General features: G+C 65.0%; 25 protein-coding genes, 1 tRNA gene and 1 riboswitch. Of the genes, 11 read left to right on the top strand and 15 right to left on the bottom strand.

Translation table 11 applies throughout. The annotated features are described in order from the left end of the window. Positions 1-9: 9 nt before the first annotated feature. From P0645_RS11590 to P0645_RS11555, 8 genes are all read right to left on the bottom strand, one after another. Positions 10-1,011: a DNA topoisomerase IB gene (locus P0645_RS11590; protein ID WP_284164738.1), complete on the bottom strand. Its 1,002-nt coding sequence runs from the start codon at positions 1,009-1,011 to the stop codon at positions 10-12. 61 nt (positions 1,012-1,072) lie between these two features. Then, positions 1,073-1,306 (bottom strand): metallothionein, encoded by a 234-nt coding sequence (locus P0645_RS11585; RefSeq protein ID WP_502854866.1) that lies wholly within the window; start codon positions 1,304-1,306, stop codon positions 1,073-1,075. A gap of 102 nt (positions 1,307-1,408) precedes the next feature. After that, entirely contained in the window at positions 1,409-1,549 is a 141-nt protein-coding gene (locus P0645_RS11580; protein ID WP_284164736.1) for an entericidin A/B family lipoprotein, read from the bottom strand. Positions 1,550-1,700: 151 nt separating this feature from the next. Further along, entirely contained in the window at positions 1,701-2,684 is a 984-nt protein-coding gene (locus P0645_RS11575) for a DUF3618 domain-containing protein (RefSeq protein ID WP_284164735.1), read from the bottom strand. After that, positions 2,668-3,084, bottom strand: a complete 417-nt coding sequence (locus P0645_RS11570; protein ID WP_284164734.1) for a phage holin family protein — start codon at positions 3,082-3,084, stop codon at positions 2,668-2,670. The genes P0645_RS11575 and P0645_RS11570 overlap by 17 nt, the downstream gene beginning before the upstream one ends. Next, a complete protein-coding gene (locus tag P0645_RS11565) occupies positions 3,074-3,766 on the bottom strand; it encodes a TrbL/VirB6 family protein (RefSeq protein ID WP_284164733.1) in 693 nt (230 codons plus the stop codon). The genes P0645_RS11570 and P0645_RS11565 overlap by 11 nt, the downstream gene beginning before the upstream one ends. Beyond that, positions 3,750-4,712 (bottom strand): YihY/virulence factor BrkB family protein, encoded by a 963-nt coding sequence (locus tag P0645_RS11560; RefSeq protein WP_284164732.1) that lies wholly within the window; start codon positions 4,710-4,712, stop codon positions 3,750-3,752. The genes P0645_RS11565 and P0645_RS11560 overlap by 17 nt, the downstream gene beginning before the upstream one ends. Positions 4,713-4,735: 23 nt before the next feature. Next, positions 4,736-4,930: a PLDc N-terminal domain-containing protein gene (locus tag P0645_RS11555; RefSeq protein ID WP_284164731.1), complete on the bottom strand. Its 195-nt coding sequence runs from the start codon at positions 4,928-4,930 to the stop codon at positions 4,736-4,738. Between the two features lie 73 nt (positions 4,931-5,003). Here P0645_RS11555 and P0645_RS11550 point away from each other — a divergent pair, with 73 nt between their 5' ends. Then, positions 5,004-5,255: a hypothetical protein gene (locus tag P0645_RS11550; RefSeq protein ID WP_284164730.1), complete on the top strand. Its 252-nt coding sequence runs from the start codon at positions 5,004-5,006 to the stop codon at positions 5,253-5,255. Positions 5,256-5,655: 400 nt separating this feature from the next. Here P0645_RS11550 and P0645_RS11545 read toward each other — a convergent pair whose 3' ends face one another. The 5 genes from P0645_RS11545 to P0645_RS11525 all read right to left on the bottom strand — a co-directional run bounded on the left by P0645_RS11545 (position 5,656) and on the right by P0645_RS11525 (position 14,420). Further along, entirely contained in the window at positions 5,656-6,054 is a 399-nt protein-coding gene (locus P0645_RS11545; protein WP_284164729.1) for a hypothetical protein, read from the bottom strand. Positions 6,055-6,161: 107 nt separating this feature from the next. Beyond that, positions 6,162-9,500: a M10 family metallopeptidase C-terminal domain-containing protein gene (locus P0645_RS11540; RefSeq protein ID WP_284164728.1), complete on the bottom strand. Its 3,339-nt coding sequence runs from the start codon at positions 9,498-9,500 to the stop codon at positions 6,162-6,164. A 767-nt stretch (positions 9,501-10,267) separates the two neighbouring features. Then, positions 10,268-11,545, bottom strand: a complete 1,278-nt coding sequence (locus P0645_RS11535; protein WP_284164727.1) for a surface lipoprotein assembly modifier — start codon at positions 11,543-11,545, stop codon at positions 10,268-10,270. 179 nt (positions 11,546-11,724) lie between these two features. Further along, entirely contained in the window at positions 11,725-12,702 is a 978-nt protein-coding gene (locus tag P0645_RS11530) for a transferrin-binding protein-like solute binding protein (RefSeq protein WP_284164726.1), read from the bottom strand. Between the two features lie 173 nt (positions 12,703-12,875). Continuing rightward, positions 12,876-14,420, bottom strand: a complete 1,545-nt coding sequence (locus P0645_RS11525) for an AfsR/SARP family transcriptional regulator (RefSeq protein ID WP_284164725.1) — start codon at positions 14,418-14,420, stop codon at positions 12,876-12,878. A gap of 294 nt (positions 14,421-14,714) precedes the next feature. On the opposite strand from P0645_RS11525, the gene P0645_RS11520 reads away from it, so the two are divergent. Further along, on the top strand, positions 14,715-15,833 hold the full coding sequence (locus P0645_RS11520; protein WP_284164724.1) for a phosphatase PAP2 family protein: 1,119 nt from the start codon (positions 14,715-14,717) through the stop codon (positions 15,831-15,833). 12 nt (positions 15,834-15,845) lie between these two features. Here P0645_RS11520 and P0645_RS11515 read toward each other — a convergent pair whose 3' ends face one another. Next, a complete protein-coding gene (locus tag P0645_RS11515; protein WP_284164723.1) occupies positions 15,846-17,978 on the bottom strand; it encodes a S8/S53 family peptidase in 2,133 nt (710 codons plus the stop codon). 351 nt (positions 17,979-18,329) lie between these two features. Next, positions 18,330-18,543: riboswitch (cobalamin riboswitch) on the top strand. Positions 18,544-18,575: 32 nt separating this feature from the next. Here P0645_RS11515 and P0645_RS11510 point away from each other — a divergent pair. The 4 genes from P0645_RS11510 to P0645_RS11495 are packed head-to-tail and all read left to right on the top strand — an operon-like array spanning position 18,576 to position 21,817. Then, a complete protein-coding gene (locus P0645_RS11510) occupies positions 18,576-19,040 on the top strand; it encodes a DUF1636 family protein (protein WP_284164722.1) in 465 nt (154 codons plus the stop codon). After that, positions 19,037-19,810 carry an ABC transporter ATP-binding protein gene (locus P0645_RS11505; RefSeq protein ID WP_284164721.1) on the top strand — a complete coding sequence of 258 codons (774 nt, stop codon included), beginning with the start codon at positions 19,037-19,039 and terminating at the stop codon, positions 19,808-19,810. Before P0645_RS11510 ends, P0645_RS11505 begins: the two co-directional genes overlap by 4 nt. Positions 19,811-19,828: 18 nt before the next feature. Further along, positions 19,829-20,761 carry an ABC transporter substrate-binding protein gene (locus tag P0645_RS11500; RefSeq protein WP_284164720.1) on the top strand — a complete coding sequence of 311 codons (933 nt, stop codon included), beginning with the start codon at positions 19,829-19,831 and terminating at the stop codon, positions 20,759-20,761. Between the two features lie 3 nt (positions 20,762-20,764). Beyond that, positions 20,765-21,817 carry a FecCD family ABC transporter permease gene (locus P0645_RS11495; protein WP_284164719.1) on the top strand — a complete coding sequence of 351 codons (1,053 nt, stop codon included), beginning with the start codon at positions 20,765-20,767 and terminating at the stop codon, positions 21,815-21,817. 62 nt (positions 21,818-21,879) lie between these two features. Here the strand turns inward: P0645_RS11495 and P0645_RS11490 are convergent. After that, a tRNA-Thr gene (locus P0645_RS11490) sits at positions 21,880-21,955 on the bottom strand. 340 nt (positions 21,956-22,295) lie between these two features. Between P0645_RS11490 and P0645_RS11485 the strand changes: the two genes are divergently transcribed. The 5 genes from P0645_RS11485 to lptB are packed head-to-tail and all read left to right on the top strand — an operon-like array spanning position 22,296 to position 25,753. After that, the gene (locus P0645_RS11485) at positions 22,296-22,910 is read left to right on the top strand and encodes a ribonuclease D (RefSeq protein ID WP_284164718.1); all 615 of its coding nucleotides are present in this window, start codon (positions 22,296-22,298) and stop codon (positions 22,908-22,910) included. Between the two features lies 1 nt (position 22,911). After that, positions 22,912-23,874, top strand: coding sequence for a KpsF/GutQ family sugar-phosphate isomerase (locus P0645_RS11480; RefSeq protein ID WP_284164717.1), 963 nt, complete (start codon positions 22,912-22,914; stop codon positions 23,872-23,874). Between the two features lie 3 nt (positions 23,875-23,877). Next, a complete protein-coding gene (locus P0645_RS11475; RefSeq protein WP_284164716.1) occupies positions 23,878-24,477 on the top strand; it encodes a hypothetical protein in 600 nt (199 codons plus the stop codon). Positions 24,478-24,486: 9 nt separating this feature from the next. After that, a complete protein-coding gene (lptA, locus tag P0645_RS11470) occupies positions 24,487-24,993 on the top strand; it encodes a lipopolysaccharide transport periplasmic protein LptA (RefSeq protein WP_284164715.1) in 507 nt (168 codons plus the stop codon). A gap of 1 nt (position 24,994) precedes the next feature. Next, a complete protein-coding gene (gene lptB, locus P0645_RS11465) occupies positions 24,995-25,753 on the top strand; it encodes an LPS export ABC transporter ATP-binding protein (RefSeq protein WP_284164714.1) in 759 nt (252 codons plus the stop codon). The last annotated feature ends 179 nt before the right edge of the window (positions 25,754-25,932 follow it).

Here is a 25,932-nt window from a genome sequence, read left to right as displayed (position 1 = left end):
GCAGCCCCTTCATCCGTCCAGAAAGCCGATCAGTTCGGCTTCGCCTGCGCGAAGGCCGGCGTTCGCAGGTGTGGCAAGGGCGGCCATGCGGGCCTGGCGGACGTCTAAGTCGGTGCCCGCAAGCGCAATGACGGCGGGATGGATATAGCTAGACCGCGCAACCGCCGGCGTGTTGCCCAGCCGTTCTGCCGCGCAGGTGGCCATGTCGCGGATGCTCACCGGGCCCGGCTGCATCGCCAGGCAAAAGGCGGCGTGTGTGCCGTTCCATGTACGGAAGGTCTTGGCCGTATGGGCCTCTCCGCAGATCTCGGCAATGACGGCATTGACCCGTTCCGAAGTCACGGCATGGGGTTCCCCGTCCTCGCCGATCCAGGTTGCGAAGACCGCGCCGGGCAGGTCGTGGATGCGGCTCATCGCGGCCTGCAGCGCGCGCCCTGCCAGCGTGCGCCTGATCAGTTTGCCGCCCTTTCCGCGAAAGGACACTCTCACCCGGTCCTCGCCGAAGCGGACATGCCGACCAAGCAGCGTTGTCGCTCCGAAGCTTCGGTTTTCGCGCATGTAGGTGGAGTTTCCAACCCGGATCGAGGCCCGGTCGATCAGCGCCAGAACCGCGCCGACGGCCAGATCAACCGATCCGGTCCCCGCCCGCAGGCTGCGCGCGACGTAAGAGCGCAGACGGGGCAGGCAGCGGCCGAAGTCTGCAAGCTGGTCGTATTTCGCCAGAGCGCGATGTTCGGCCCAGCCGTCGTGATAGATATATTGCTTTCGACCGCGCGCATCGCGACCTGTGGCCTGCAGATGGCCATTCGCATGGGGTGTGATCCAGACATTTTCATATGCCGGTGGCACAGCGATGGCGGCAAGCCGGGCGCGTTCGGCCGGTTCGGCGATCCGTGTGCCATCTGCGGCGACATAGACAAAACCCTTGCCGCATCGGCGCCGGGCGATCCCGGGGCGGCTGTCGGGATAATAGCGCAGGCCGGGTATGCGCGGGGGGGACAGATCGTTCATGTGGAATCGCCCTTGCGGATGCCGCCCTCAACGCCGTCCGCAAGTTCCGGTTCCCTCAGGTTCAGATCCGGTCCCTCAGCCCCTCGACCCCGGCCTTTTGGGCGCAATGGTCGCAACAGAAGATGGCGCCGTCTGCCTCCAGCCCGTGGCCGATGATCCGGCAGCCGCAATGGCTGCAGGACGGTGCCAGCCTGTGTATCGCGCATTCGAAACTGTCGAATGTCAGGGTCGTTCCGCCCATCGTAATGTCGAAACTCTTGTCATATGCGTTCCCGCATGTGGCGCAGGTTCCCATGGCCTTGCCTCTTCTCTTGAAAACAGTTTGTCGGAGAGCCGGTTTCCGGAGACCGTAAGCGAAAACAGCTTGTGCCTCCGGGGGAAACCGGCGCCGGTCGTGTCAATATTGCGCGTCCTGCGCGGCATCGGTTACGGCTTCACCCGCGTTTTCGATATCGCGCCCTGCACCTTCGAAGGTTTCGCAGGCCGAGAGGCCGAAGACCATGATAGCGGCGAGAGCAAGAAACAGTTTGTCGGTCATGACAGATCCTTATGATTGAAGTGGAGATCACGGTCACAACATCCGGGACGGCGTTGGGTTCCATCGCCGGTCGGCGGGCGACATGGAAAAGCCCCGGTCTGGCAGGACCGGGGCCGGCGGTTCGCGATGCGCACGCACGTCGCCGGGAGGTTCAGGTCTTCGCCCGCGACTTCTGCGCCTCCTGCGCGCCCTCGGTCATTCTTGCGGCCTTCTTTTCGCGCTCCGCACGATCCTCGATGTTGGTTCCCAGCTCCTCTACGCCCTCGGCAACGGCGTCTGCGGCATCCTTGGCAGCGCTCTTGACCTCATCCACCACGCCCTCGGCCACACGCATCATCCGCGCCCGCTCTTCGCGCAGCATGTCGGCAGCGGCGGCCATCAGCCGGTCGCTTTCGGCGCCGAAATTCCGGTCCTCGATGCGGGTGCGCGGCAAGGCCGCCCCCAGCGCCGCCCCCATCGCCAGGGCGACAGCGCCCGCGACCAGGGGATGATCGCTCATCATCTGGCCGGCCTGGCGCCCGCCGGCCCGGGCGCCGCGCTCGACCCGCAGGCTTGCGGCGTAAGCCGCCTGGCGCGCCTGCATCACCCGTTCACCGGCGGCCTCGGACAGGTCGTCCAGACCATGGCGGAATGCGGCCGTCATGTCGGCGGTGAAGTCCGACAGAACCCGGGCGCTTTGGGCGACATAGTCCTTGCTGCCGCGCTCAAGGCTGCCCAGCATGCCGGTCGCCCGCTGCCGCAGCCTGCCGATCTGGTCCGACCAGCTGTTGGTGTCCGACATGGCATCGCCGCCATATCCCCGCGCACCGCTGCCTGCCGGGAGACCGTCGCCATCACGATCAAGCCGGGCGAACCGGGCGAAATCACTGTCCTCGCGGTAATCGTCGGACTTGCCGCCGAAGATCAGCCAGGCCAGGCCGACGCCCGTCATGGCCAGCGCCATGGGATTGGCACGGATCGCCCGGTCCAGGGACCGGGAATAATAGCCTGCATTGTCGCGCAGCATGCCCAGCGCCTCGCGCGCCATGTGATCCACCGACATCCTCTCGTGCAATTGATCCAGGGTCGAGGCCAGCGACTCGCGGTCCTCTTCCAGTTCCGTCTCGCGGGCGTTCAGGTCACTGTGTTGGGTCATGGTCAAGGCTCTCCTTTATCGCCTTCACGTCCCGACGGACGTTTTCGGCAGTTTCCCTAGGCATGAGGCTGGCAGGCTTCAGGGCATTCACGCCCAGCCAGCCGAAAATCATCGCAATGACGCAAAGCAGCACCGCCACCGCCACCGCCGCCCACACCGGCGCCAGCCCCTGTGCCACCAGTGCGCTGACGAGCGCGGCCGACAGGACATTGAGTGCGGACAGCGCGATCACCACCGCGGCAACCACAAGGATGAGGCCGGTGATGGCGGTCCGGATGCTCTCCCGGACCTCCGCCTTCGCCAGCGCCAGTTCGCCCCTGACCAGCCGGCCAAGATAGTGGACGGCATCGCCCAGAAGCGTCCCTACCGATTTTGCATCAGGACCACGATCAGGGTTCACGGCGTCCCCCAATATCACGACCGACCTCGTCCGGCCGCGGATGTCCGCCGACCAGAACCGCCGGACCTGATTGACCGGGGCGGTCGGTCGCCGCACGTCCTTCGCCGACGACACTCGACTGGCCCGCCCCGAACGGACCTTCGTCCATCGCCCGCATCCTGGCAGATCCGGCAGGCCCGCCTGCCCCTGTCTTGCCGGCGCGCGATGCGCCCGCGGCGGAAGGGCCCGAATCCGGCTGGCTTGCGCGCGCGAAGCGGGCCATCGCGAAGCCCGCGATCGCGGCGCCCGCAACGAAGGCACCGGGATTCTGGCGCGCGAATGCCTCGGTCTTGGAAAGGAGCGCATTCAGGCTCATGCCGCGCAGATCGCTTGACGCTTCGCTTACCCCGTCGGCCAGGATGTCGAGCATGCGGGCGCTGATGTTGCCGCCTTGCCGCTCGGCGCTGTCGTGAAGCCGTTCGGCCGTTTCCTCGCCCTTGTCGGACAGCGCTTGCTTCGCCGTCGATGCCCTCGCCATCGCGGCATCTTTGGCCGCCTCGCCAGCACCTGCCGCAGTCTTCGCGGCCTGCTCGCGCACTGCGTGCATCGTCGTCGCTATCGTCTCGGCGGTCTTGCCCTTCAGGCTGTCATCCGCCGCGCCGGTGTCGGCCGGACCTGTCTTGGGATCATTCGCTGTCATCATCATGTCTCCTTGGTGTCGCCGGGCGCGCCGAGACTGCGCCCCTCGGGGCTCGCGCGTCCTGTGAGAGAGTGGATGAAACCGACAGGTCCGCCGATGGTTCCCGCGCATCCTGCGTTTCCGTCGGCGATGCGCCGGAACGCACCCGTTCAAGCTGGGCGTTGAACGCGGCGCCAATCAGCACGACGTAAGCCGAAAGGTAGAACCACATGAACAGGACGACGGCGGCACCCAACGATCCGTAGACCTTGTTGTAGTTGCCGAAACTGCCGAGATAGACGGAAAACCCCACCGACATCACCAGCCAGACCACACCGCCGATGAGGGCACCCGGCGTCAGCCAGCCCGGACGCCGTCCGCGACGGTTGGGCGCGAACCGGTAGATCAGCGCGAACGCGAATGTGATGACACACAGCGCCACGCCCCAGCGAAGGAGGGCAATCGCCGTTTCCGTTGCCGGACCGAGGTCAATGTGGGCCAGCACCAGCGGTGCAACGACAGTCACCGCGATCGCCGCGAGGATCGGGCCGCACAGGGCGAACGCAAGACCGGCGGACGAAAGAATGCGCCGGGTCGTCTTGTTCCTGTGCTCGACGCCGTAGGCGGTGTTGATGCCGCGCGTCAGCGAAGAGATGCCCGACAGCACCGACCACGCGGCGAAACCGACGGTCAACAGCGTTGCCCAGCCGAACACGCTGCCGGAACTGGCGGTGATCAGGCTGTTGACCTGCTGCGCGAAGATCGCATGCACCTGGTTCGGCATGAACCCCTGCGCACTGTCCAAAAGCGCACGGATGGATGCCGGGTCGGCGAAGAAACTCCACAGCAGGACCGAAAGGCCAAGGGCCGGGAAAAGCGCCAGCACACTGAAGAATCCGACCCCGGCTGCAATCAGCGCGAGGTTCAGGTCATCCATGCGGTCCCACACCCGCTTGGCAGCGGCGATCATTTCCTGCCGTCCTGGCAAGACAGTCACCTCTGACGGGACCGCGAAGAACTCGGCCCCGCCACCAGCCAGATGAGAAACCCGACCAACGGCAACACGACGACGAGAAGCGCCCACAATAGCTTGCTGCCGGTCGAGGCCGACGAGCTGACGATCGAAACAAGCGCCCAGATATCGAGAACCAGAAGAATGAGGCCGCCGAGGCCCGACAGTTCAAGCATCGTTCACTCCTTTATGTATCAGGTTCATAACCGCCCGGGGCGCGGCGATGTTCCCGGGCGAGTGTGGCGCGGTATGCGCGCGCAGGCAGAAGAAGGAATCCGTCAGACCGGTCCGATTTGGCGAAGGGCCACCGCCAATCCGGGCTGCAGCGGGCAGGCCGCGAATGTCCGCAAGACCTGGCTCGGGTGCATGACCCGGGTCGCCTTGATGACCGCGCTGCGCAGGATGTCGGGCCAGCTCGCGGCGACAAGACTTTCCTTGATCCTGCCGCCGATCAGCCCTTCCAGCTATGTCCGGCAGGCGGCGGACCCGAAGAAAAAATAGTGCTGCGACAGGAGGAAATAGATGCCCGGAACGACCGGCACCGCAGGCAGGAGGGGAACCGCGCTGAGGTGGTCGGTGAAGCCGGCTGCGTCGGCAATCCGACCGCGGTTCTGCTGTCCGGGACCGGTCATCAGCAGACCGTCGACAAAGTGGGGGGCCCCGTTCACCGTGGCCTGGGTGGCCTGGGTGGCCCGGGTGGCGCCTGGGCCGGAGCGGTCGGGGCCTGTGCTACCTATCCGCTCGTTCGCGTCTACCGCACGCCGTGCGTCGCCAACTGAGCCATCCGCGCGCTGTCCATGTGCCTATGCTGCGCCCGCGGGCGGCGACCGGTGCCCATATCGGCGGCGATAAGCTGGCCGGGCCGTTTCGGTCCACTGGTCGTGGCCGTGTTCCGGCGCCCTCAGTACATGGCCACGTTCAGCGTGATGTCGGTCGCAGCGTCGGCCACGACCGGGGCTGTACCGCGCGCAAGCAGCCAGCCATCTGTCCGCTCAAGGCGCACCACGACCCGCAGCGAGGGCGTCACGGTCAGAGTGTCGGGCAGGTGGATCGCAAAGGGTATCTCCCTTGTCTTGCCGTCGCTCCTGATCCGCACGCTTGCCGGGTGCTGGCCCGCGAGGGCGCGGGTCGCCGGATCGTCGAGCGCGATCTCGATATAACCTTCGGGGATGGCTTTCCCGTCTTCGAACAGGATCGTGCCCCGCAGGTCAGACGGTTGCCCGGCTGCCGGACCGGCGATGATGGCGGCGGCAAGGCCGACCGCGCGCAACAGTCCGGGTCTTCGGTTTGAACGTTTCATCGTGCTTTCCATCCTGGTCGCGCGCCTCGCGGGCCAATGCCGTGGCGCGCGCGAACCTCTGTCGCTCACTGGTTGCCGGGGCGCGGGGCGCGCCCCGGCATTCTATTCTACACGATCACGAAGTCGCTGGCGGCCAGGTTCAGGTGCGCGCCGAGCCGCGCGAAGGCGATCGCCTCGCCTGCCCCGGTCCCGTCCGCATCATAGCACAACAGGCCGTTGCTGGTGTTGTAGATGATGCGGTCGTCCGCGTCATGGCTGAGACCCGTGGCACTGCTGTGGAAGGCGTTCATCGCAAGAACGCCGACGCCGCCCACCTGGTCGAAGATCAGGTGATCAAGCAGGATCAGATCGTCGGCCACGTTGAAGTCGGTGATCCGGTCGACATTGTCATCGCCAAGCGCGGTCGAGAAGCGGAAGGAATCCTCGCCGATGCCGCCGGTCAGTATGTCGTTGCCGAGGCCGCCATCCAGCAGATCGCTGCCCGCGCCGCCGATCAGGCGATCATCGCCCGAAACACCGGGCTGTGTAGGCCCGGACGGCATATCGACCGACACGTTCAATTCGTAGGTCGAACCTGCCGGAACCTCCTCGGCCCAGCCGCTGCCCGGTGCGGTCGGCGACCAGCTGCCTTCCACGATGTAATAGGTGCCGGTCTGCTGCACGACGAAGACGGTGCTCGAATCCCGGCCCGAGGTAGAGCCGGGGTCGCCGCCGCCGTCGTCATTCTCGGCCACGATATTGCCGTTGCTGTCGAGAAGCCGGACCCAGCTGTCATGCACGTTCGGGTCGGCGATGCCGTCGATGTCGATCGTGATGATCGACCCGGCAGCCAGGTCGATGCGGTAGTAGCCGCCCTGCCCGTTCCCCGTGGCATTGACCGTGGTGTGCGGGGTCGTTGTGGCATCGAAGATGTCGGGATCGTCGGCCAGCGTGAAGTTGTTGGTGATATCGAAAGCGGTCGCGATCGAATTGTTGGTGGCGCTGCCATCGAGCGTTGCATAGCCGGAGCCCATGCCGATGCTGGGAGGGATGTCGCCCTGATAGGCGAAATCGCCCAGGAGCGTGTCGTCGCCCGCGCCGCCGCGGATCGTATCGTCCCCGCCCTGACCGGTCAGCACATTGGCGCTTCTGTCGCCCCTGATGTCATCGTCAAAGCCGGACCCGGCAAGATTCTCGATCGAGATATAGCGATCGCCGCCGGACCCGTCGCCGTTGAGGTTGAGCCGGACACCGCTGGTCGCGTCGGAATAATCCGCCGTGTCGCTGCCCTGACCGCCGTTCAGCGTGTCGCGCCCGCCGCCGCCGGTCAGCGTATCGTCTCCCGCGCCGCCGGCAAGGTTGTTGGCCAGATCATTGCCGATGAGGCGGTCGTCGTGAAGCGAACCCACCACATTCTCGACATTGACGATCATGTCGTGCCGGATGGCCGTTCCGCGCCCGACGATCTGCACCGGCCCGTCGGCATCGCCGCCGCTGGCCGTGCCGTTCGCCAGATCGACCGTGACGCCCGCGGAACTGCCGGAATAGTCGACCGTGTCGATACCTTCGCCGCCATCCATATAGTCCTGGCCGCTGCCGCCGATCAGCGTGTCGTTGCCCGCCTCGCCATAGAGGATGTCGCCGTCGCGGCCGCCATCCAGAATGTCGTCGCCGCCGCCGCCGTTGAAATAGTCACCGCCGCCCTGGCCCCAGAAATGGTTGGCCGCGTCGGTGCCGATGAAACGGTCGATCCGGTCGTCCGAGCCGATCAGGTTCTCGATGCTGTAGAACGTGTCGCCGGAGGCCGTGCCGCCCTGCGCGAAATTCAGCGCGAGGTTGACGATCAGCTGGAACGGGCTTTCATGGCTGAAGTCGACCGTGTCGATCCCGTCGCCACCGCGGAAGACGTCGGCACCGGCCTGGCCCATCAGCACATCGTCGCCCGCGCCGCCGTCAAGCGTGTCGTCGCCCGCGCCGCCCATGATCGTGTCATTGCCGCGCCCGCCGTAAAGTGCATCGCTGCCATCGTCGGTTTCGGTCTGGTCGTCGAGGTCTTCGATAGCGATTGTGTTGTTGATGTCGCGGCTGGCAAGCGTATCGCGGCCACCGATGATCAGGTCATCACCGCCCAGGCCGAAGATCGTCTGTCCGCCCGCGCCGCCGTCGATGGTCTCGGACCCGCCGTCGCCGCGCACGATGTTGCCGGGCGGGCTGACCGAACCGCCGGGAGGCGTACCGCCGCCGCCCGGCGGCGGGGTCGGGGTGCCACCGACGTAGATGATATTCTCGACATTGGCGACGTCGCCGATATCCAGCCCATCCACCATCACATAGATCGTGTCATTGCCGCCGCCCGCGTCCTCGCGAACGATATCGTCAAGGGAATCGACGAAATAGACATCGTCTCCGGCACCGCCTGCCATGCTGTCGGCGCCGCCGCGGCCGTCGATCACATTGTTCCCGTCATTGCCGATGATCACGTCGTCATAGGCGCTGCCGATCCCGCTCTCGATGTAATATTCGGTCTGGTCCGCATTATGCCCGGCGAAGATCGAGACATTGTTGCTGTGCCCGTTCACGCTGGAAAAATGGCCAGCGCGCAGGTCGAGGATCGTGCCCGCGGTCGAACCCGAAAAGTCGATCGTATCATTGCCGCCGGTATCGTGGATCACGAAGCCGACGTTGTGCTGCATGCCCGTCGTGGTCAGCAGATAGCCATACTGGCTGCTGTTGAAGCCATAGACATTGTCGCCGGTATTCAGCTGAATGTCCTGATAGGTCCGGACGCCATTCGTATCGACGGTCGAGAAATAGCTGCGGATCACCGACTCTATATCGGCCGTCATCGGCGTCGAGGCCGTCCAGCGGGTGGGTTCGCCCACATCGATCCCGTCGAAATAGGACATCAGGCTGTATTGCTGCCGGTCATAGATCCAGGTCGCATTGTTCAGATAGTTGATCTGCACCCCGCCCGGACCGCTGTAATTGTAAAGCCCGGGGTGGTTGAGACCGAACTCATGGCCGAACTCGTGCAGGAAGGTATTGAAGACATAGCCGCCGATATCGGTCTTGTTCGGCTCGGTATCGTGGAAGCGCTGGCCGACGCTGACATAGCGATCCGAGGAATAGGCGCTGCCGTCGTCCTCTTCGCCCACTTCGGGGCTAACCACCTCCATCCAGTCGGTGTTCGCGTCATAGGGCCGGTCATCGACGATCTGGAACTGCAGCGGCGTCACGGACGCCCACATCTGAAGCGCACCCACCGCCGCCGCCAGATATTCCGGATGGTCGGCCAGTTCCGACACATTGATGACGAGCGGCTGCGAGGCGAGTGCCGGCGTCAGGTCGCGGTTCAGCGCGCCGAGGTAATCGAGGAAGGCTTCGTAATCGTCGCTCTTGCCAAACGGGTTGTCGGGCGTCTGGTCGTTGATCCACCACTGGTCACTGACTTGAAGTTGGGACGGCATGTCTGAAGGCTCCCTGTTCTACTACCTAGAGTTGTTTTGATTGCACACGCGCGCAGGACGCAGGACCATCGCGTCGCACGGCGTATGTCGGCAAGTTACTGTTGATGGAAGCGATGATGTTTTATTTTTGCGGACCTGTCTACGCAGCGAGACGCAAATCACAGACAAAATAAATCTTATAAAATCAACGCATTGAACGAAAGACGTGAGTGCTCGGCGAAGATTGGCCGACGATCGGCAGCTGATCGCCGAGGGAATCCTTGACCGCAAGCTCATGCGCCGTTCATGTGAAAAGACGCCTTACCTAGCGTAAGGCATTCGGTGAAACGGCCTCAACCAACAGCTGTTTTGTCCGCCTTGCGGCCGAGGGACTTCGGCACAAGGGCGCTGCCCTGCTTGCTGGCCGCTGCACCGTGCGACCTGCCTGTCTGCCAACGCCGCCGAGACAGGATTGCCGTCCCGCCGGGTGCCGAGGCCCAGCAGGGAACGCTCCCGAAGGTTCTGGAGGGCGCGGGAGGCGAACAGGTCCTTGACTTCGCCGCCTGTGGCCAGATGCGCCAGTCATCGGCCGATTCTCGACGGGCTGAAGCTCTCGTCGTTCTTCCCGGCAGCTTGGGCGCCGCGCGACGGCAAAAGACCCACGGTCGCCTGATGTTGTGGGCAACATCACATATCGATGCCTTACACCGACGCCGCTCCCTGCATTTGCAGGGATGCACCGCCTTTCAATTCACCGCTGACCTGGTCGGACTGTGTCGCCCGCCTGATCAGAACCGCTGGGTCAGCGACAGGCCGACATCGATCTTCCCGTGATCGTGGAAAGGGATGTTCGAACGCGCGCGCTCGTAGGTGAGCGACAGTTCTGGAACGAATCGGCCGATTTGCACTTTGGCACTGCGCAGGGTGAGGCCCACCGTCGTCACCTTGTCCTTGCGCGGGAAGCCGAAGGCTGGATAGGGGCCGTCATAGCGGTCCTCGCTATAGCCCAAGTTAAGGCCGGTGCTGAGGCCGCCATTCCAGGTCTTGTCGAGGCCAAGGCGAAGGCCGAGGCTCTGATGATCGAGATGCGGGCTGCCGGTCTGTTCAACCTCGAACGGCAGCGCGACCGAGAATGTCAGGTCGGCGTCCGCGATCCAGGTGGCGGACAGGGCACCGCTCAGCAAGTTACCGTCCAGATAGCCAAGGTCATCGTGGGCCTGGCGCCACCGGGTCGCGCTGGCGCCGACCACCAGATCGGGTCTCCACCGGTACTGATAGCTGACGCCAGCCCCGAGGCGGGTGCGGTAGGGTCGGTCGTTCTTCCACATCCGGTCGGCGACCGGCCCGAATGTCAGCCGGTGCCGCGACCCCGCCGTACCGAAGTCGAGCCGGACCGCCACGACCGTCTCGTCGGCCACCGCATCGTGATCGTAGCGGCGCACATCGACGCTGCCGGACAGGGTGGCGTTCCAGGTCTCGGACAGGGACCAGCGGTTCCAACCGGTGATCCCGAAACTCAGCCCCAGCGCGGGAGTTGCGCGGGAGGCAGGATCGGGCGTGAAGGGCAGGCCGCCGATGACGATCGTCTCGGCGTCGGTGCCGCCGTTGGCATTGGTCGAGGGCAAGAGGCTGAAACGCGTCGTGATGCCGCGCGGCTTGCCCGCAGACTGGCTGGCGATGAAACCTTCCAGCGCCGCGCGCAGGCCGGAGTCGTTCGTCGTGCCCAGCAACGTCTCTGCATGATAGAGCGCACCCTGTACCTGGCCTGTCCGGGCCAGAAGCATGGCAAGTTCGCGCCGCGCCGGCTCGAACCTCGGTTCGCGGTCGAGGATCGCTCTCAGCGCCCCGGCGGCGCGGTCGTCCTTGCCCTCGCGGATCAGGATCAGCGCTTCCAGAAAGGCCTGATGAAGATCGGCATCGGGTCGGCCACCGACCAGCCGGGCCAGCGCCTCGCGGGCGGCCGGATAGTTGCCGGCCCGAAGAAGGTCGAGATGGCTTTGCGCGGCCACAGGGCCTGAGAAAAGCCCAAGCGCGACAACAGCCGCCAAAAGCGATTTGCGGAACATGATGGCATCTCCCAAGCTGTACCGGCGATGGGCGGGCCGCGATTTCCGGGCCATGCGTGACCTGCCGGCGCCTTCCGTCCCAAGCCGTGATCCGGGCAGGGCCCGCCTGTGTGAGCGCGGGCGCAGCTTGGGTTGCGCCCGCGCCGGAACCTGGAACCGTCCGGCCGAAATGTCCGGTCTTAGTTCTGGGTTCCGATGAAGTAACCGGAACCGTTCCAGTTGCCGCTGGCGTCGGTGCCGGTCATGGACAAGGTTCCGGCGACCTGATCGGCTGCCGGACCGTAGAAGATGCCGGCGTAGGTGCCGTTGGCCGAGAAGCCCGCCCCCTGTCCAGCGATGAAGGCCGCGTCCGGGGTCAGGGATCCTGAAAAGCCGTTCCCGGCGAGCGTCGTCTGATCCATCGAGATGGAGCCCGCCACGGCGGTCTCGGCTCCGCCCGGCGGTTCGACCGAGATGTTGGTCAGGTTTCCGGCAATGGTCCCGGCGCCGAAATCGGCGGCGAGATCCATGTCGGAACGGACGCGTGTGCGGCTCGTTGAACCGCCCGTGTAGCCCGTGTCCGGCACCAGGTTCATGCGCGCCCGGCCCGAATAGGTCGCCGACGGCAGAAGCGCCAGGTCGGCGGCTTGGGTTTCCGTGCCGACCACCGCATAACCCTGCTGCGCAATACCGTTCTGGTCTACGTCAACATAATAGCTCCATACCTGCGCATAGCCGCTCTGGTTCGGATCGAGCGCCTCATCGAGCGTACCGGTACTGCTTCCGAGATAGAGCCAGACCTGGTTTGCCGGATCCTGAATATCATATTCGTAGACCAGCCCGTCGCTCGGGTCGACGAACCGGTCGCCCGGCGCGAAATCATAGGTCTTGCCGTCCACGACCATGCTGAGTTCGCCGCTCGCATTCTTGAAGACCTCGAACGTGCCGCTTTTCAGCGTGGTGGTGTGATTGTTCCAGTCGATCTCGTAGGTCGAGGTGCTTCCGGTCTGGGCGGTCAGCGTCTTGCTATCCTGAAGCGCCTTTCCAGCCGTGCCGCTGTCGGCCGCGAAAAGACGGGTGGTGGATGGCTGAACGATCGACGGGGTTCCTGACCCGCCGCAGGCCGACAGTGCGGCCAGGACTGCCAGCGCACTGGCGCTGCTGATTTGCTGTTTCATGACGTTTCCCCCTGATGCCCAAGCGGGCGGTTGCGATGCGACCGGCAAATGCGGTGCAACGCGCAATGCCGGTCATCAGGAAGGCTGCGCCGGGTGCCGTGAGCGGGATGTGAATCGATCGTGAATCCGCAGGTAATTCCGCGCTCTGGCGGCGAAATAATTGATTCCCGAGGTCAGAGAAGGTCGCGCAGGCGGTGATTGGACAGAAGCCCGCTTCGGCGCAGGGCGGCGACGGGGTAGGAACGATCCTCGAGCATGCGGTCCAGAGAAAAGTCGGCCTCGGCCCGGCCGAGCCGCTCTAGCGCCGTCGCGGCCCGGTCGGCTTCGCCCCGCGCGGCGTGTAGCGCGGCCATATAGCGCAGGGGCGGCCGGAAATCCGGCACCATGACCGACGCGGCCTGTGCCAAGCGCAATGCCGCATCATGGCGCCCGGTCACCACCGATGTCAGACAGGCCCCCATGTCCCAGAAGTGGCGGATGGGCGACCGCGCCGCAAGCGTACAGGCCCGCATCTGGAGGCGATGCGCCTCTTCCGCCTTGCCGTCCATCAAGAGAGCGATGCTCAGGCAATCCCAGGCGAAGGGGTTGGCGGTGTTCAGCGCCAGGCTGCGCCGCGCCAGGTCGACACCGGCGGGCAAGTCATCTTCGACCAGCACCATGGAATTGGCGGCCGCAGACAGGACAAGGGAATTGGTTGGCTCAAGATCAAGCGCTTCGCTGATCAATCGCACAAGACCATCGTGTTCGATATCGTCCTCGGGAATATGCCGTTCCATGCGTTGAATGACGCGCAACTGTACACGCCATGCCAGGAAGACGGCGCGCGGATCGAGCGCGTAGGCTTGCGCAAGAAGCACATCCGCCTGCGCCACCTCGGCCGGCCTCATCGAGAAGATCTTGCGCACGGCGATACGGCCCAGCACGGCTGCGTCCGCGGTCTCGCACTGTCGACGCACCCGAAGGACCAGCGCATCCGCCACCGCCTCTGTCGTTTCGGTCACGAAAGACAGGATGTCGAGATGATCGACCGGCGGCGCGCCGTTCATGCGCACTATCCGCCGCCCCGACCAGACAGCGCGTCGCGTCGCCCCTTCCTCGACCGCGAGCCTGAGGCCTATTTCGCCGGGGCCTGCCATGTAGGCTTGCACCGCAACCACGATCTGCGCGGGCTGATCGACCAGCGGTGGATGGCGATAGATCTCGGCCACAAGTGTTTCCGACAGGCTGCGTTCCAGACAGTCAATGAACAGGGTCTCGAACAGCCGCTCCGGCCCGTCGCGACTGGTGTGGGCCAGCAAATGAACGACGCGCGTGCGGTCCGGTGCCGCAAATCCGGGCGCGGCCAGCGCCCCGTCCGCCGCCCGGCCCGCCGCGCTGCCTACTGCCCCTCCCGGCTCTGGCGTGGGCCGGGCGAAGGCGCTGCGTTCGCTGCTGAGCCAGCTTTCGAATTCCGGGTCACGAACATCCATGCCTTCCAGGAACTCGCGGCGACCGTTCCCCGGATCCGCGATCACGTCGATCCTGACCGGATCGAGAGCGACCCGGGTGCGCCCAATCTGCAAGATATCTGCATTCGGGCCAAGGTCGCGTCGCAGCTGGCTGAGCACCTGGCGAAGGCTCGCCGCTCCCTGATCGCGGTCCCGGTTGCTCCACAGTTTGTCCTGCAGCCAGGTCCGCGCCTTCGGCCTGAGCGCGTCACAGGCAAGCAGCGCCAGCATCCCGCAGGTCTTGGCGCCTTTCGGAGTTAGGTCCTGCCCGGCCGCTGTTTCGAGCCGAAATACTCCAAACAGATGTAGCCTGAGCTTCTCCTCCCCTTTGGGATCAGCCAAACCGTCCAATTAGCCACCCAAGCCTGAACCCCACCACAGACCGTTCATTGTCCGGCGCTTCTTCCGGTCAATGACCTACCCTAGCGTCATTTTTGCGTAAAATCCACCTGACAGCAGACTGGCGAGTTGACGTGATCCGCCAAAACCGGAGCATCGGACATAGAACCGCTTGGGGAGGGCACGATGAGTGAATTTGGCAGATCCGGCCGTTCGGGCCGTTCGGGAAGGTCGGGACGGTCCGGCAGATCGGGCCGGTCCGGTCGATCCGGAGAAGGCGACCTGTTCGACCATGCCGGCGGCGAAAGCTCGTCGCTTCTGAATGCCGCCCTGACTGTAACCCACGACGGCATCGCCGGGTTCTGGGATGGCGACCGCAAGAACGCGGTCAATCTCTATCTCGGCGGGGACAGCCCAGCCCACGATCACGAGATACTCTACCTGCGGTATTCGACCCGCGGCCTCATGCTCGATCACGAACTGTTCGGATCGATCGAGGTTGCGGGCGGGGGCGGAACCGCAGAAGTAAAACGGCGCAGCGGGTCGGGGCTGCTGTGCAGTATTGCCAAACCGAATGTCGCCATGTTCGAGGCGCAGCTGAAATGGCTGCGGTCCTACGCTGACCTGCGCGACGACCGCCTGCCCGAGATTCATCTGCAACAGGATGACATCTTGTCGTTCTACGGGGCGCTTGGGCTGATCGACGACCAGCGACGGTTGCGCACGCTTGAACTGCTTGAGGCGACGGTGCGCTTCTGCATTCATATCGAGATGAAGGTAAAGCACATCTGCCGCTCTCCGCGCCCGATCGACTTCGCGCCGCAACTGCAGCCGATCGTCCAAACGCCGGATCATTCAAGCTATCCCAGCGGCCACGCGACCGAAGCGTTCGCCGTGGCAACGGTCATGCACCGTTTGATGACCGGCGAGGGCCCGCGCAAAGGGATCAGCGATCGGGATCAGCCCTTCCGGCTGGCCAGCCGGATCGCCGCCAACCGGACGGTCGCAGGCGTGCATTTCCCGGTTGATTCCGCCGCCGGTGCGGTTCTCGGTTGCTGCTTGGGCGAACATCTTTTCGGCCTTGCGACCGGCGCGCGGAAAAGAAGGGCGGTGCTCGTCGTCCCGAACCTGAACAACCACGCAGCCCCGCAGTTCAACTGCGCGGAAGATTTCGACCTCGACTGGCTGGGCGACGGCTTGCCCCCGGATCGTCGGGTTCCGGCCTCGCCCGCTTCGCCAAAGGACCCGACCAGCGCGATCCTCGCGGAGTTCTGGCGAATGGCCGACGGCGAATGGCCGAAGTAGCGGCGCGCGCGATCAGTCTGGCAAGCGGCGTGCCTGACGGGTCCGATCCGGCGGGAAGGCCAGAATGCCCCGGCCAAGCTGCGGCCGGAGCGGGGGCCGTACCGGCCGTGCCACCAGCGCGTTGAGGTCCACCTGTGTCACGCCTGGCAAGAGGCTCCACTGGTCGACAATGGCCCGGGTCACCTGCGGGGCGGCGGTGCTTGTACCGGCAAAGATCGCTGCTGATCCCGAAAAGGTTCCGGCCGCAAGTATGCCTGGATGGCTGCGGGTTTCTTCGCTGACTGCTGCAAGATCGGGAGCAGACCGGCCTGCAGTCGGCCCGGATCCGGCATAGAGCGCGGCGCGCAGCTCATCGCGGGGCAGCCCATCACGATCGAACGCCCCGCCGACGATGATCACGTTAGGGTCGTTCGCGGTGGTCAGGGCCGACAGTGTGCCCCGTCGCTGGATCGGGCTTCCGGCGCGCGGCAGATCATAGCGAAAGGTCTCGGGGTCAAGTCCGTCGACCGTTTCATGGTCGAGATAGGCCTGGCGGCCGAAGATCGGAAAAGACGAGGGCGTATCGTCTCGCTGCACGTCGAAGAGAGCGATCAGGTGCGCCGCGCCTCGGTTCGCAATCGTTATCCGGTAGGCGCCGGGCAGCGCGGTGTGTGCGGGGTCGGCGTGGTTAAGCGTCGGGCAAAGCGCGACGATCACCCGGGTGCGCGCACCACGCGGCTGAACATAGAGCCGCCCCACCGTGGTACCGTTCCGCTTCCAGTCCCAGACAGCGGGAACATTCGGGGACAGGGAAATTCGCTGGTCCGGACCGACAGGCGGCGCGAAGGTCAGGCGGGCATCGCGAAGACCGTCTATCCACAACTCCAGAAAACTCACCGACTGGTCCTCGGGCTGTACACGCAGCGTGACAGAGCGCTGCTGCCCTCTTGCAAGACGCATCTCGGCATGTGTCTGCGCCCTGTAGCCGTTGCCCGTGGGCAAAACCACGGCGGTTGGATAGCCCCGACGGTTGCGCAAGCGCACCAGCCGGGCGATCTCCGCCTCCAGAAAGCCGCTGCCGTCCTTCGGCCCGGCCAACGTTCCGTAGCTGACGTTTATGACGACGGGAGCGAAGACGGTGGTACCGCCCTGATCCCAATTGTCTGCCAGATGCAGGATGCGATGGACCGCCATCAGGATGAACAGATCGAGCCGCGCCCCCCAGGTTTCGAACGTGGCCAGCTGCGGCAGCTGAACGCCGACGATGGGCCGCCCTGTCTGGCTGCCCATCGGACAGCCGGCGGCCAGGTCAGCGACATGCGTGCCGTGGGTCGCGGCGAATCCAATCGGACGGCGGTACTCCGGGTCGTAGATATTGCTTGCTGCACCGCCCCTTTCCACGGGAAACAGCATCTGCAAACCGCCGGGAAACAGTATGCGGTAGAAGTCCTCCTCGCTTGCCGACCCTGCCAGGAACGCATCGATAGTCTTCTTTTCCCACTCCGTCCCGATGACCGGATAGACGTAGGGTCCCGTAGGGCCGCTGCGGGTCGTCATGCTCGGCAGGCTTTGCGCCCAGAAATAGCGAAAGCGGCTTTCTGTCGGGCTGGCGCGGAAGCGCTCGTTGGCGATGCCCATTATATCGTCGATCACTGCGGTCACCACTTCGGTTCCGGCCGCGCGCCGGCCTTTCGAAACGACCCGGTCGCGAAGAGGGACAGTCGCGGTTTGGTCCACGAAGGCGCCAGGGATCGCCGGGCCGACCTCGATCACCTCGTAGGGCAACGGCTGGCCGTCTGCGATGTCAGAGTAGGCTTCGCCTTCGGGCCGGAAGAGGAAGAACCGCAACAGATGCTCCGGAACCGGGTTGTTCGCTTTGGCCGGGTGGTTCTTGACCTGCTCCAGCATCTCTTGCGTGTCCTGGCCGATGGCAACAGTGCCTGGATGTACAGCCGCCAGCAAAGCAGTCGCGCTATCCTGATAGGACAAAGGACGGCTCTGGAGCATCACATAGACCGGTTGCCACCGCTGTTGGTCTGGAGTCAGTGAATCCGGACCGCCATCCGGCCTGGTCACCTTCTCCCAGTCCTCATAGGGATTGATCTTGTCGAGTGCTGCCTCACTCTCTGTCTCGCCCGCGCCTATCTCGTCCCAAGCATAGCCCATCGTCGCCCCTCCCGCCTTGAAGTGCCGCCTTTCGACCAGCCTACACAAGTTCGCCACCGCACGACCGGATTCACGATATTTTACCGCTGAAGCTCGACCGCAAATGGGGTCATCCCCAGTCTGCCGGTCACGGTCTGACCGTTTATTCGGATTGAAGGGGTCAGGTCGTGGCATGAAAGAGCATTCTGCCCCCAAAGGTCCCGCAGGAGATTTGGCAACAGCGGCGGCAGGGGGGATGTGGCCGCGAATGTCATGTCACAGCAAACGACTGCAAACCGAATCGCGAGGGCATGCAATGTCGTTCCCCTGTGCCGCCCGGTCGGTTCATGGCTTGACCGCGGCGCCAGAGGGAGGCAGCTTGACCGTGATGGTTCCCGGCCAAACCACGCGCGGCCGGGTGAAAAGGGAATACGGGTCGGGTGTAGGCATCAGCCGCCCAAGCCGTGACTGCCCCCGCAACTGTAGGCGGCGAGCAACCCCCGATGCCACTGGCCCGAAAGGGCCGGGAAGGCGGGGTGCGCAAAGACCCGCGAGTCAGGAGACCTGCCATCGCAAGCGGAAACTGACCCGGGCGGGGTGTCCCGGAAGGAGCATGCGATGGACAGTTTGAAGCGGCGCCGCGCTGCAAGGGGAACGACGACGCCGTTCTATTCTGTGGCGCAGTCTGCGCCGCACCAGATCCTGGTGTGCAAGGCCTGCAAGCACGAGGGCAGCAGTTGCGGGCCGGGCTTTGCCCTGGCGAAACGCCTGCGTGCGGCGATTGCGGCGGCGGGTCTGGCTGAGGATTTCGAAGTGACAGGCACGGCCTGTCTGGCAGGCTGCGTGACGGAGCATGGCGCGCCGTGCGTTGTGGGCTGGCGCGCGACGGCCAAGGCGACATGGCTTTTCGGCGCTATCGACCCGGCCCGGCCGATGGATGATCTGGTCGAATTCTCGCGCCTTTACGCAGCGAAGCATGATGGCTGGATGTCGGGCCGCGACTGCCCGCCGCAGCTGTGCGACAACACCCTTGCCCGCATCCCGGCGGCAGTCATCGTCACCCGCGACGGTGCCATTCGATGAACGTCGTCGAGGTTGACGGCGCGTCCTGGGGGCCCCGGGGGCGCGAGGATATTCTGTCGGAAATCAGTTTTGTCGTGCCGCAGGGCCAGATCATGGCGATCTGCGGGGCCAATGGCGCGGGCAAATCCTCGCTTCTGCGACTGATTTACCGCCATCAGCCCCCCCGTCGCGGCACGGTGCGCCTGATGGGCAAGGATATCTGGCTGATGCGCGCGGCCGAGGCTGCGCGCCATCTGGCGGCCGTCTTGCAGGAACAACCGACCGACTTTGCCCTGACGGCGAGGCAGATCGTGGCACTTGGCCGCTTGCCGCACCGGCGGGGCTGGGGGGCGGGTCTCTCGACCGCCGGCGGCGAAGATGCCGCGATCATTGCCGCGGCAATGCGCCGGATGGATCTTGGCGCGATGACCGAGCGCGCCTTCGGCACGCTGTCGGGGGGCGAACGTCAGCGGGTGATGGTGGCGCGTGCCCTGGCACAGGAGCCGCGTGTCATCGTGCTGGATGAGCCGACCAACCACCTCGATATCCGCCACCAGCTGGAGTTGCTGGCCCTCCTCAAGGGTCTGGGCCTGACAGTCATCGCCACGCTGCATGACCTGACGCTGGCCGCAGAATTTGCCGACCGTGTTCTGATCCTGCGCGAGGGTCGCATCCTCGCCGACGGCCCGCCCAATACCACCCTGACCGAGGCGACCCTCGCCCAAGCCTTCAACGTCCGCGCGCGCATCGACCGGACGGGTGAGGCCCCGCGCTTTTCCTTCCATCTCTGACCAAACAAGGACCAAGACATGATCCGTCTTTCACTTGCCGCCCTGCTTCTCTCTGCAACCGCTGCCTTTGCCTTTCCCGTCACCGTGCAAAGCTGCGACCGCGACGTGACCTTCGACGCCGCGCCCACCCGCGCGATTTCCAACGATGTGAACCTGACCGAGATGATGCTGGTCCTCGGCCTGCGCGAGCGGATGGTCGGCTACACCGGCATTTCGGGCTGGAAGACTCTGGACGAGGAAATGCGCGCGGATGTCGTGGAACTGCCCGAACTGTCGGCCAGGTATCCGACCAAGGAGGTTCTGGCGGCGGCCGAGCCCGACTTCTTCTTTGCCGGGTGGAACTACGGCATGAAGGTAGGTGGCGAGGTGACGCCCGAAACCCTCGCCGCCTTCGATATTGCCGTCTACGAGCTGACGGAAAGCTGCATCCATATCGGCCCCAAGGCCAGATCCAGCATGGATGACATGTACAACGACATCCTGAACCTTGGGAAAATCTTCGGGGTCGAGGCGAAGGCCGAGGAACTGGTCAACGGCTGGCAGGCCCGGCTGGCCGAGGTAACGGCGACTGTCGACCGCAGCGCGCCCCTCAGGGTCTTTGTCTACGACAGTGGCGAGAAGGCCCCTTTCACCGCTGGCGCCTATGCGATGCCGACCGCGATGATCGAAGCGGCGGGCGGGGTCAACATCATGGCCGACCTGGAGAAAAGCTGGGCCGAGATCGGCTGGGAGCCGGTGGTCGAGCGCAACCCCGAGGTGGTGGTGATCGTGAACTATGGTGAGGTAACGGCCGAGCAGAAGATCGCCTTCATGAAGGCGAACCCCGCATTATCCGACATCGACGCGGTCAAGAATGACCGTTTCGTCGTGCTGGAATATGTCGAGGCGACGCCCGGTCCCCGCAACATCAAGGCGGTGGAAAAGCTGGTCGCTGGCTTCTGGGGCAACTGACCGATGACCGAGGCTGTCGCCCCGACATTTGCCCGGCGGATCGGGACAGGCACTGGCATTACCCTTGGCGTGGCGGCGGTTCTGGTGCTGTCCATCGTCCTGGCAGTGTCGGTCGGAGCGGTTGCCATCCCGCCGGACACGGTCTGGGGCGTCGCACTGGAGAGACTTGCCCCCGGCCTTGTCATGTCGGACTGGAGCGCGGGGCACGAGACCATCGTCTGGGAAATCCGCTTTCCCCGCGTGATCCTGGCCGGGCTCGTGGGGGCAGGGCTGGGGTTCGTGGGGGCGGCGCTGCAAGCGGTCACACGCAATCCGCTCGCCGACCCGCATCTTCTGGGCATCTCGTCTGGCGGGGCCTTCGGGGCTATTGCCGCTCTGCTGCATACCGGGATGTTTCTTGGCCTGCTGACCGTGCCGCTGATGGCTTTCGGCGGCGCATTGCTGGCTACACTGCTTGTCCTTGGCGTCGCTAGGCTGGCAGGGGCCGGCAGCGCCGACCGGCTGGTGCTGGCAGGCGTCGCGGTCAGCTTCATCATCATGGCAGGTGCCAACATCCTGATCTTCCTTGGCGACCCGCGGGCCACCCATACCGTCGTTTTCTGGATGCTCGGTGGGCTTGGCCTTGCGCAATGGAGCCAACTGATCTGGCCCCTGGCCGTGCTAGTCCCTTGCGGATTGTGGCTTTGGGCGCAGGCGGGCCGACTGAATGCCATGAGCCTTGGCGACGAGACGGCCGCAAGCCTGGGGATCGAGGTCAGCCGCTTTCGCCTGACCGTCTTTGTCGCGGCGGCGCTGATAACCGGGGTCATGGTCGCCTTTTCCGGGCTGATCGGCTTTGTCGGACTGATGATGCCACACCTTGTCCGGCTGGTGGTCGGCGGCGACAACGCCCGGGTCATGCCCGCGTCGGCGCTGGCGGGGGCGCTATTCCTGATCTGGGCGGATGCTCTTGCCCGCGTAGCAGTGGCGCCCGAGGACATGCCGATCGGAGTGGTCACCGGCCTTGTGGGCGGGGTCTTCTTCATCTGGATGATGGCGCGGCGACACCAAAGCTAGGGTGACGGGCTGACGGCGCCCCGTGCAAGCTTCGACAATCGCGGGATCAGGCCTTGGAAGCGTGGTGCCGGTGAAGGGACTCGAACCCCCGACCCCATCATTACGAATGACGTGCTCTACCAGCTGAGCTACACCGGCACGCTTCTCGGCCCCGGCCCTACTACGGCGTGGCACGGTGCGCAAGGCTCATTCTGCGCAGCTGGCCTGGTGGATCAGCGGGGCGGACAGTCGAAGGCGCAGCCGGGGCTTGGCACAGAAAAGCTGCCGTCGCTGGCGGCCAACGGCCAAACCGACCTTCGCGGAGTTGCCAAACAGCCATGCGCTCGCTACGAGCAACAGCATGCCTGCCGATGGTTTGCCCGTCTCGCTGGGGCTGCCCGAAACCGGCAGGGGTGGCTCGGCAGAGGACTGGTCGGCGGGGATGGGTCGCTTGTACCATGCGCTCGGCAGCACGCTGTTATTGACGAATGAGAATCTCATGACCACTGAACTGTTCCACAACGACCTGCCCGATGGCCTTGACCTCGGCCCCGTGGTCGCGATCGATACCGAGACGATGGGGCTTGACCCGCGACGCGACCGGTTGTGCCTGGTCCAGCTGTCCTCTGGGGACGGCAAGGCCTATCTGGTGCAGATCGCACCGGGACAGCGCCGGGCGCCGAATCTCGAAAAGCTTCTGAAGAACCGCAAAGTGCTGAAGCTCTTCCATTTCGGCCGGTTCGACATTGCCGCCCTCAAGGCGGCCTTCGGGGTCACGACGCAGCCGGTCTATTGCACCAAGATCGCGGCCAAGATGGTGCGGACCTTCACCGACCGGCACGGGCTGAAGAACCTGTTGCAGGAGCTGCTGGGCATCGACATTTCCAAGCAGCAGCAGACGTCGGACTGGGGCGCGGAAACGCTCAGCGAGGCGCAGCGCGACTATGCGGCCTCGGACGTCCTCTATCTGCACCGGCTGAAGGCAGAGTTGGACAAGCTTCTGGAACGCGAGGGGCGGACCGGGCTGGCGCAGGCCTGCTTCGATTTCCTGCCGCGGCGGGCCGAGCTTGACCTCCTGGGCTGGGGCGACGAGACGGACATTTTCAGGCACTGACATGACCGACCAAGAGACATTCCTCGCGACCGCCCGCCGCGTGATCGAGCTTGAGGCGCGGGGCCTCGCGGCGCTTGGCACCACACTCGGCCCCTCTTTCGCGGCGGCGGTCGATCTGATCCTTGCCGCAAAGGGCCGGGTCATCGTGTCGGGCATGGGCAAGTCGGGCCATGTCGGACGCAAGATCGCCGCGACGCTCGCCTCGACCGGCACGCCCGCCCAGTATGTCCATCCGGCCGAGGCAAGCCACGGCGATCTGGGCATGGTGACCGAGGGCGATGTGGCGCTGGTTCTGTCGAACTCGGGCGAGACGCCGGAGCTTTCCGATATCATCGCCCATACCCGGCGCTTCGGCATTCCGCTGATCGGCGTGGCAAGCCGCGACGGTTCGACCCTGCTGACCCAGGCCGATGTGGCGATCCTTCTGCCGCAGGCGGAAGAGGCTTGCGGCACCGGCATCGTGCCCACCACCTCGACCACGATGACGCTGGCGCTTGGCGATGCGCTCGCAGTCGCGCTGATGGAGCACCGACGCTTCACGCCCGATCATTTCCGCACCTTCCATCCGGGCGGCAAGCTTGGCGCGAAGCTGTTGAAGGTCGGCGACCTGATGCATGTCGGCGCAGCGATGCCGATCGTTGCCGAAGACCTGCCGATGGCGGACGTGCTTCTGGAAATGACGCGCAAGGGTTTTGGCGTGGCCGGTGTCGTGGGCGCCGCCGGGCGCCTGATCGGGATCGTCACCGATGGCGACCTCAGACGGCATATGGACGGGCTTCTGGGTCACAGCGCGGGCGAGATCATGACGCGCGCCCCGCAGACGATCGCGGCCGGGGCGCTGGCCGAACAGGCGCTGGCGCTGATGAAGGAGCGCAAGATCACCTGCCTTTTCGTGTTGGGCACCTCGGGTGCGCCCGAGGGCATCCTCAACATTCACGATTGCTTCCGCGCCGGGGTGGTCTGAGCCATGGCGGCGGCGCTATCGGGCTATTCGCGCGTGATCTTCTGGCTGAAGATCGCGCTGCCGATCGTGGCGCTGATCATCCTGTCGACGCTTTTTCTCTTTGCCCGCCGGATCGATTTCGAGGGGGCGCTGCCCTATGCCGAGGTTGATATCAACGCGCTGGCCAATGACCCGCGCCTGACCGCGCCCGCCTATTCGACGGTGACCGAAGACGGCACCGCGATCCGCGTGGTGGCCGACAGCGCACGGCCGGGACCGACCCCGGAAGACCCCGCAACGGCCGAGAATGTCCTCGCGGTCTATGACCTTGAGGATGGCGGGAAAGTCACTGTCAGCGCCCGCACCGCGACCATGGATCAGATCGCCCAGCGGCTGCATCTGGAGGGCGAAGTGACGGTCCTGACCGATAATGGCTACGACCTTCGCGCAAGGACGATGGAGGGGCCGCTCGACAGAACTGACATCGTTGCCGAGGGCGATGTGCGCGGCAAGGCGCCCCTGGGCACGATTTCGTCAGAGAAAGTCAGGATTTCCGGTCCTGCGGGTGAGCAACTGCTGGTTTTCAAAGGCGCGGTCCGCCTGATATACAGGCCTGAGAACTGAAGGGTCACGATGCGACACATGCTTTTCGCTGCACTCTGCGCGCTGGCGGTCATTCCGGCGGCGGGCGCAAGCTTGGCAGAGACGCAAGGCGGCGCGCCAGTGGCCTTCTCCGGGCTCAAGGGCGAGGCGGGCAAGCCGGTCGAGATCACCGCCGACCTGCTCGAGGTCAGCCAGAAGGACAACCAGGCGGTCTTCAAAGGGAATGTTCAGGCGGTTCAGGGCGACCTGCGCCTGTCGTCCGACCTCTTGACCGTGGAATATGTCGAAGGCGACCGGACGAAGATCGACCGGCTGATCGCCGATGGCAATGTGCTTCTGTCGACGCCGGTCGAGGCGGCGAAGGCCGAGCATGGCATCTATTTCCTCGCCACGCGGGAACTCGAGTTGACCGGCAATGTCGTCCTGACCCAGAATGGCGATGTGATGACCGGGCAGAAGCTGATCGTCGATATCGACGCGGGCACCGGCCGCATGCAGGGGCGGGTGAAGACCATCCTGCAGCCGGCGGGGAACTGACATGGCGCCCCCGACGCTTACCCTTGCCGAAGGCGGCCAGGGGCTGAAAGTCCGGCACCTGCGGAAAAGTTACCGGCGGCGCCCGGTGATCCGCGATGTGTCGCTGGATCTGGCGCGCGGCGAGGTGGTGGCGCTTCTCGGCCCGAACGGATCGGGCAAGACCACCTGCTTTTACAATATCGCCGGGCTGATCACGCCCGACGCGGGCCAGGTGATGATCGACGGGCAGGAGGTGACCGGCCTGCCGATGTACCGCCGCGCGCGCCTCGGCATCGGCTATCTGCCGCAGGAAGTGTCGATCTTCCGCGGTCTGTCGGTCGAGGACAATATCCTCGCGGTGCTGGAGATCGCCGAGAGCGACCCGCACAAGCGGCGTGAGCGGCTGGAGGAGCTGCTCTCGGACTTTTCGGTCGAACATCTGCGCCGTGCGCCCGCGATGGCCCTGTCGGGCGGTGAGCGGCGGCGGGTCGAGATCGCGCGCTGCCTGGCGGCGGACCCGAAATATCTGCTCTTGGACGAACCGTTCGCCGGGGTCGATCCGATCTCGGTCGGCGATATCCGCACATTGGTGCATGACCTGAAGGAACGCGGGATCGGCGTGCTGATCACCGATCACAATGTCCGCGAGACGCTGGAGATCGTGGACCGCGCCTATATCCTGCATGACGGCGTGGTGCTGATGAGCGGCACTGCCGACGAGGTGGTGCGCGACGAGAATGTCCGACGCGTCTACCTCGGCCAGAATTTCCGCATCTCCTGATCCCTGTCGGCCGGTTGCCGCCGAAAAATCTTCGCGAAGATTTTTCGGCCCTGCGGTCGCGCCCCTCGCCCTTGCGGTGCCGCATTCCGCGCCTATGTCGAAAAGGAAGCCGTTGACAGAAGCGGCAGAACTGGCGCCAAATATCACAAATGCCCAATCCCACCGCCCCCGTTTGCGCG

The organism is Frigidibacter sp. SD6-1 (genome assembly GCF_030143255.1).
Taxonomy (GTDB): Bacteria; Pseudomonadota; Alphaproteobacteria; order Rhodobacterales; family Rhodobacteraceae; genus TMP-24.
The sequence above is the reverse complement of the archived record's forward strand: the minus strand, read 5'-3'. Positions and strand labels throughout refer to the sequence as shown.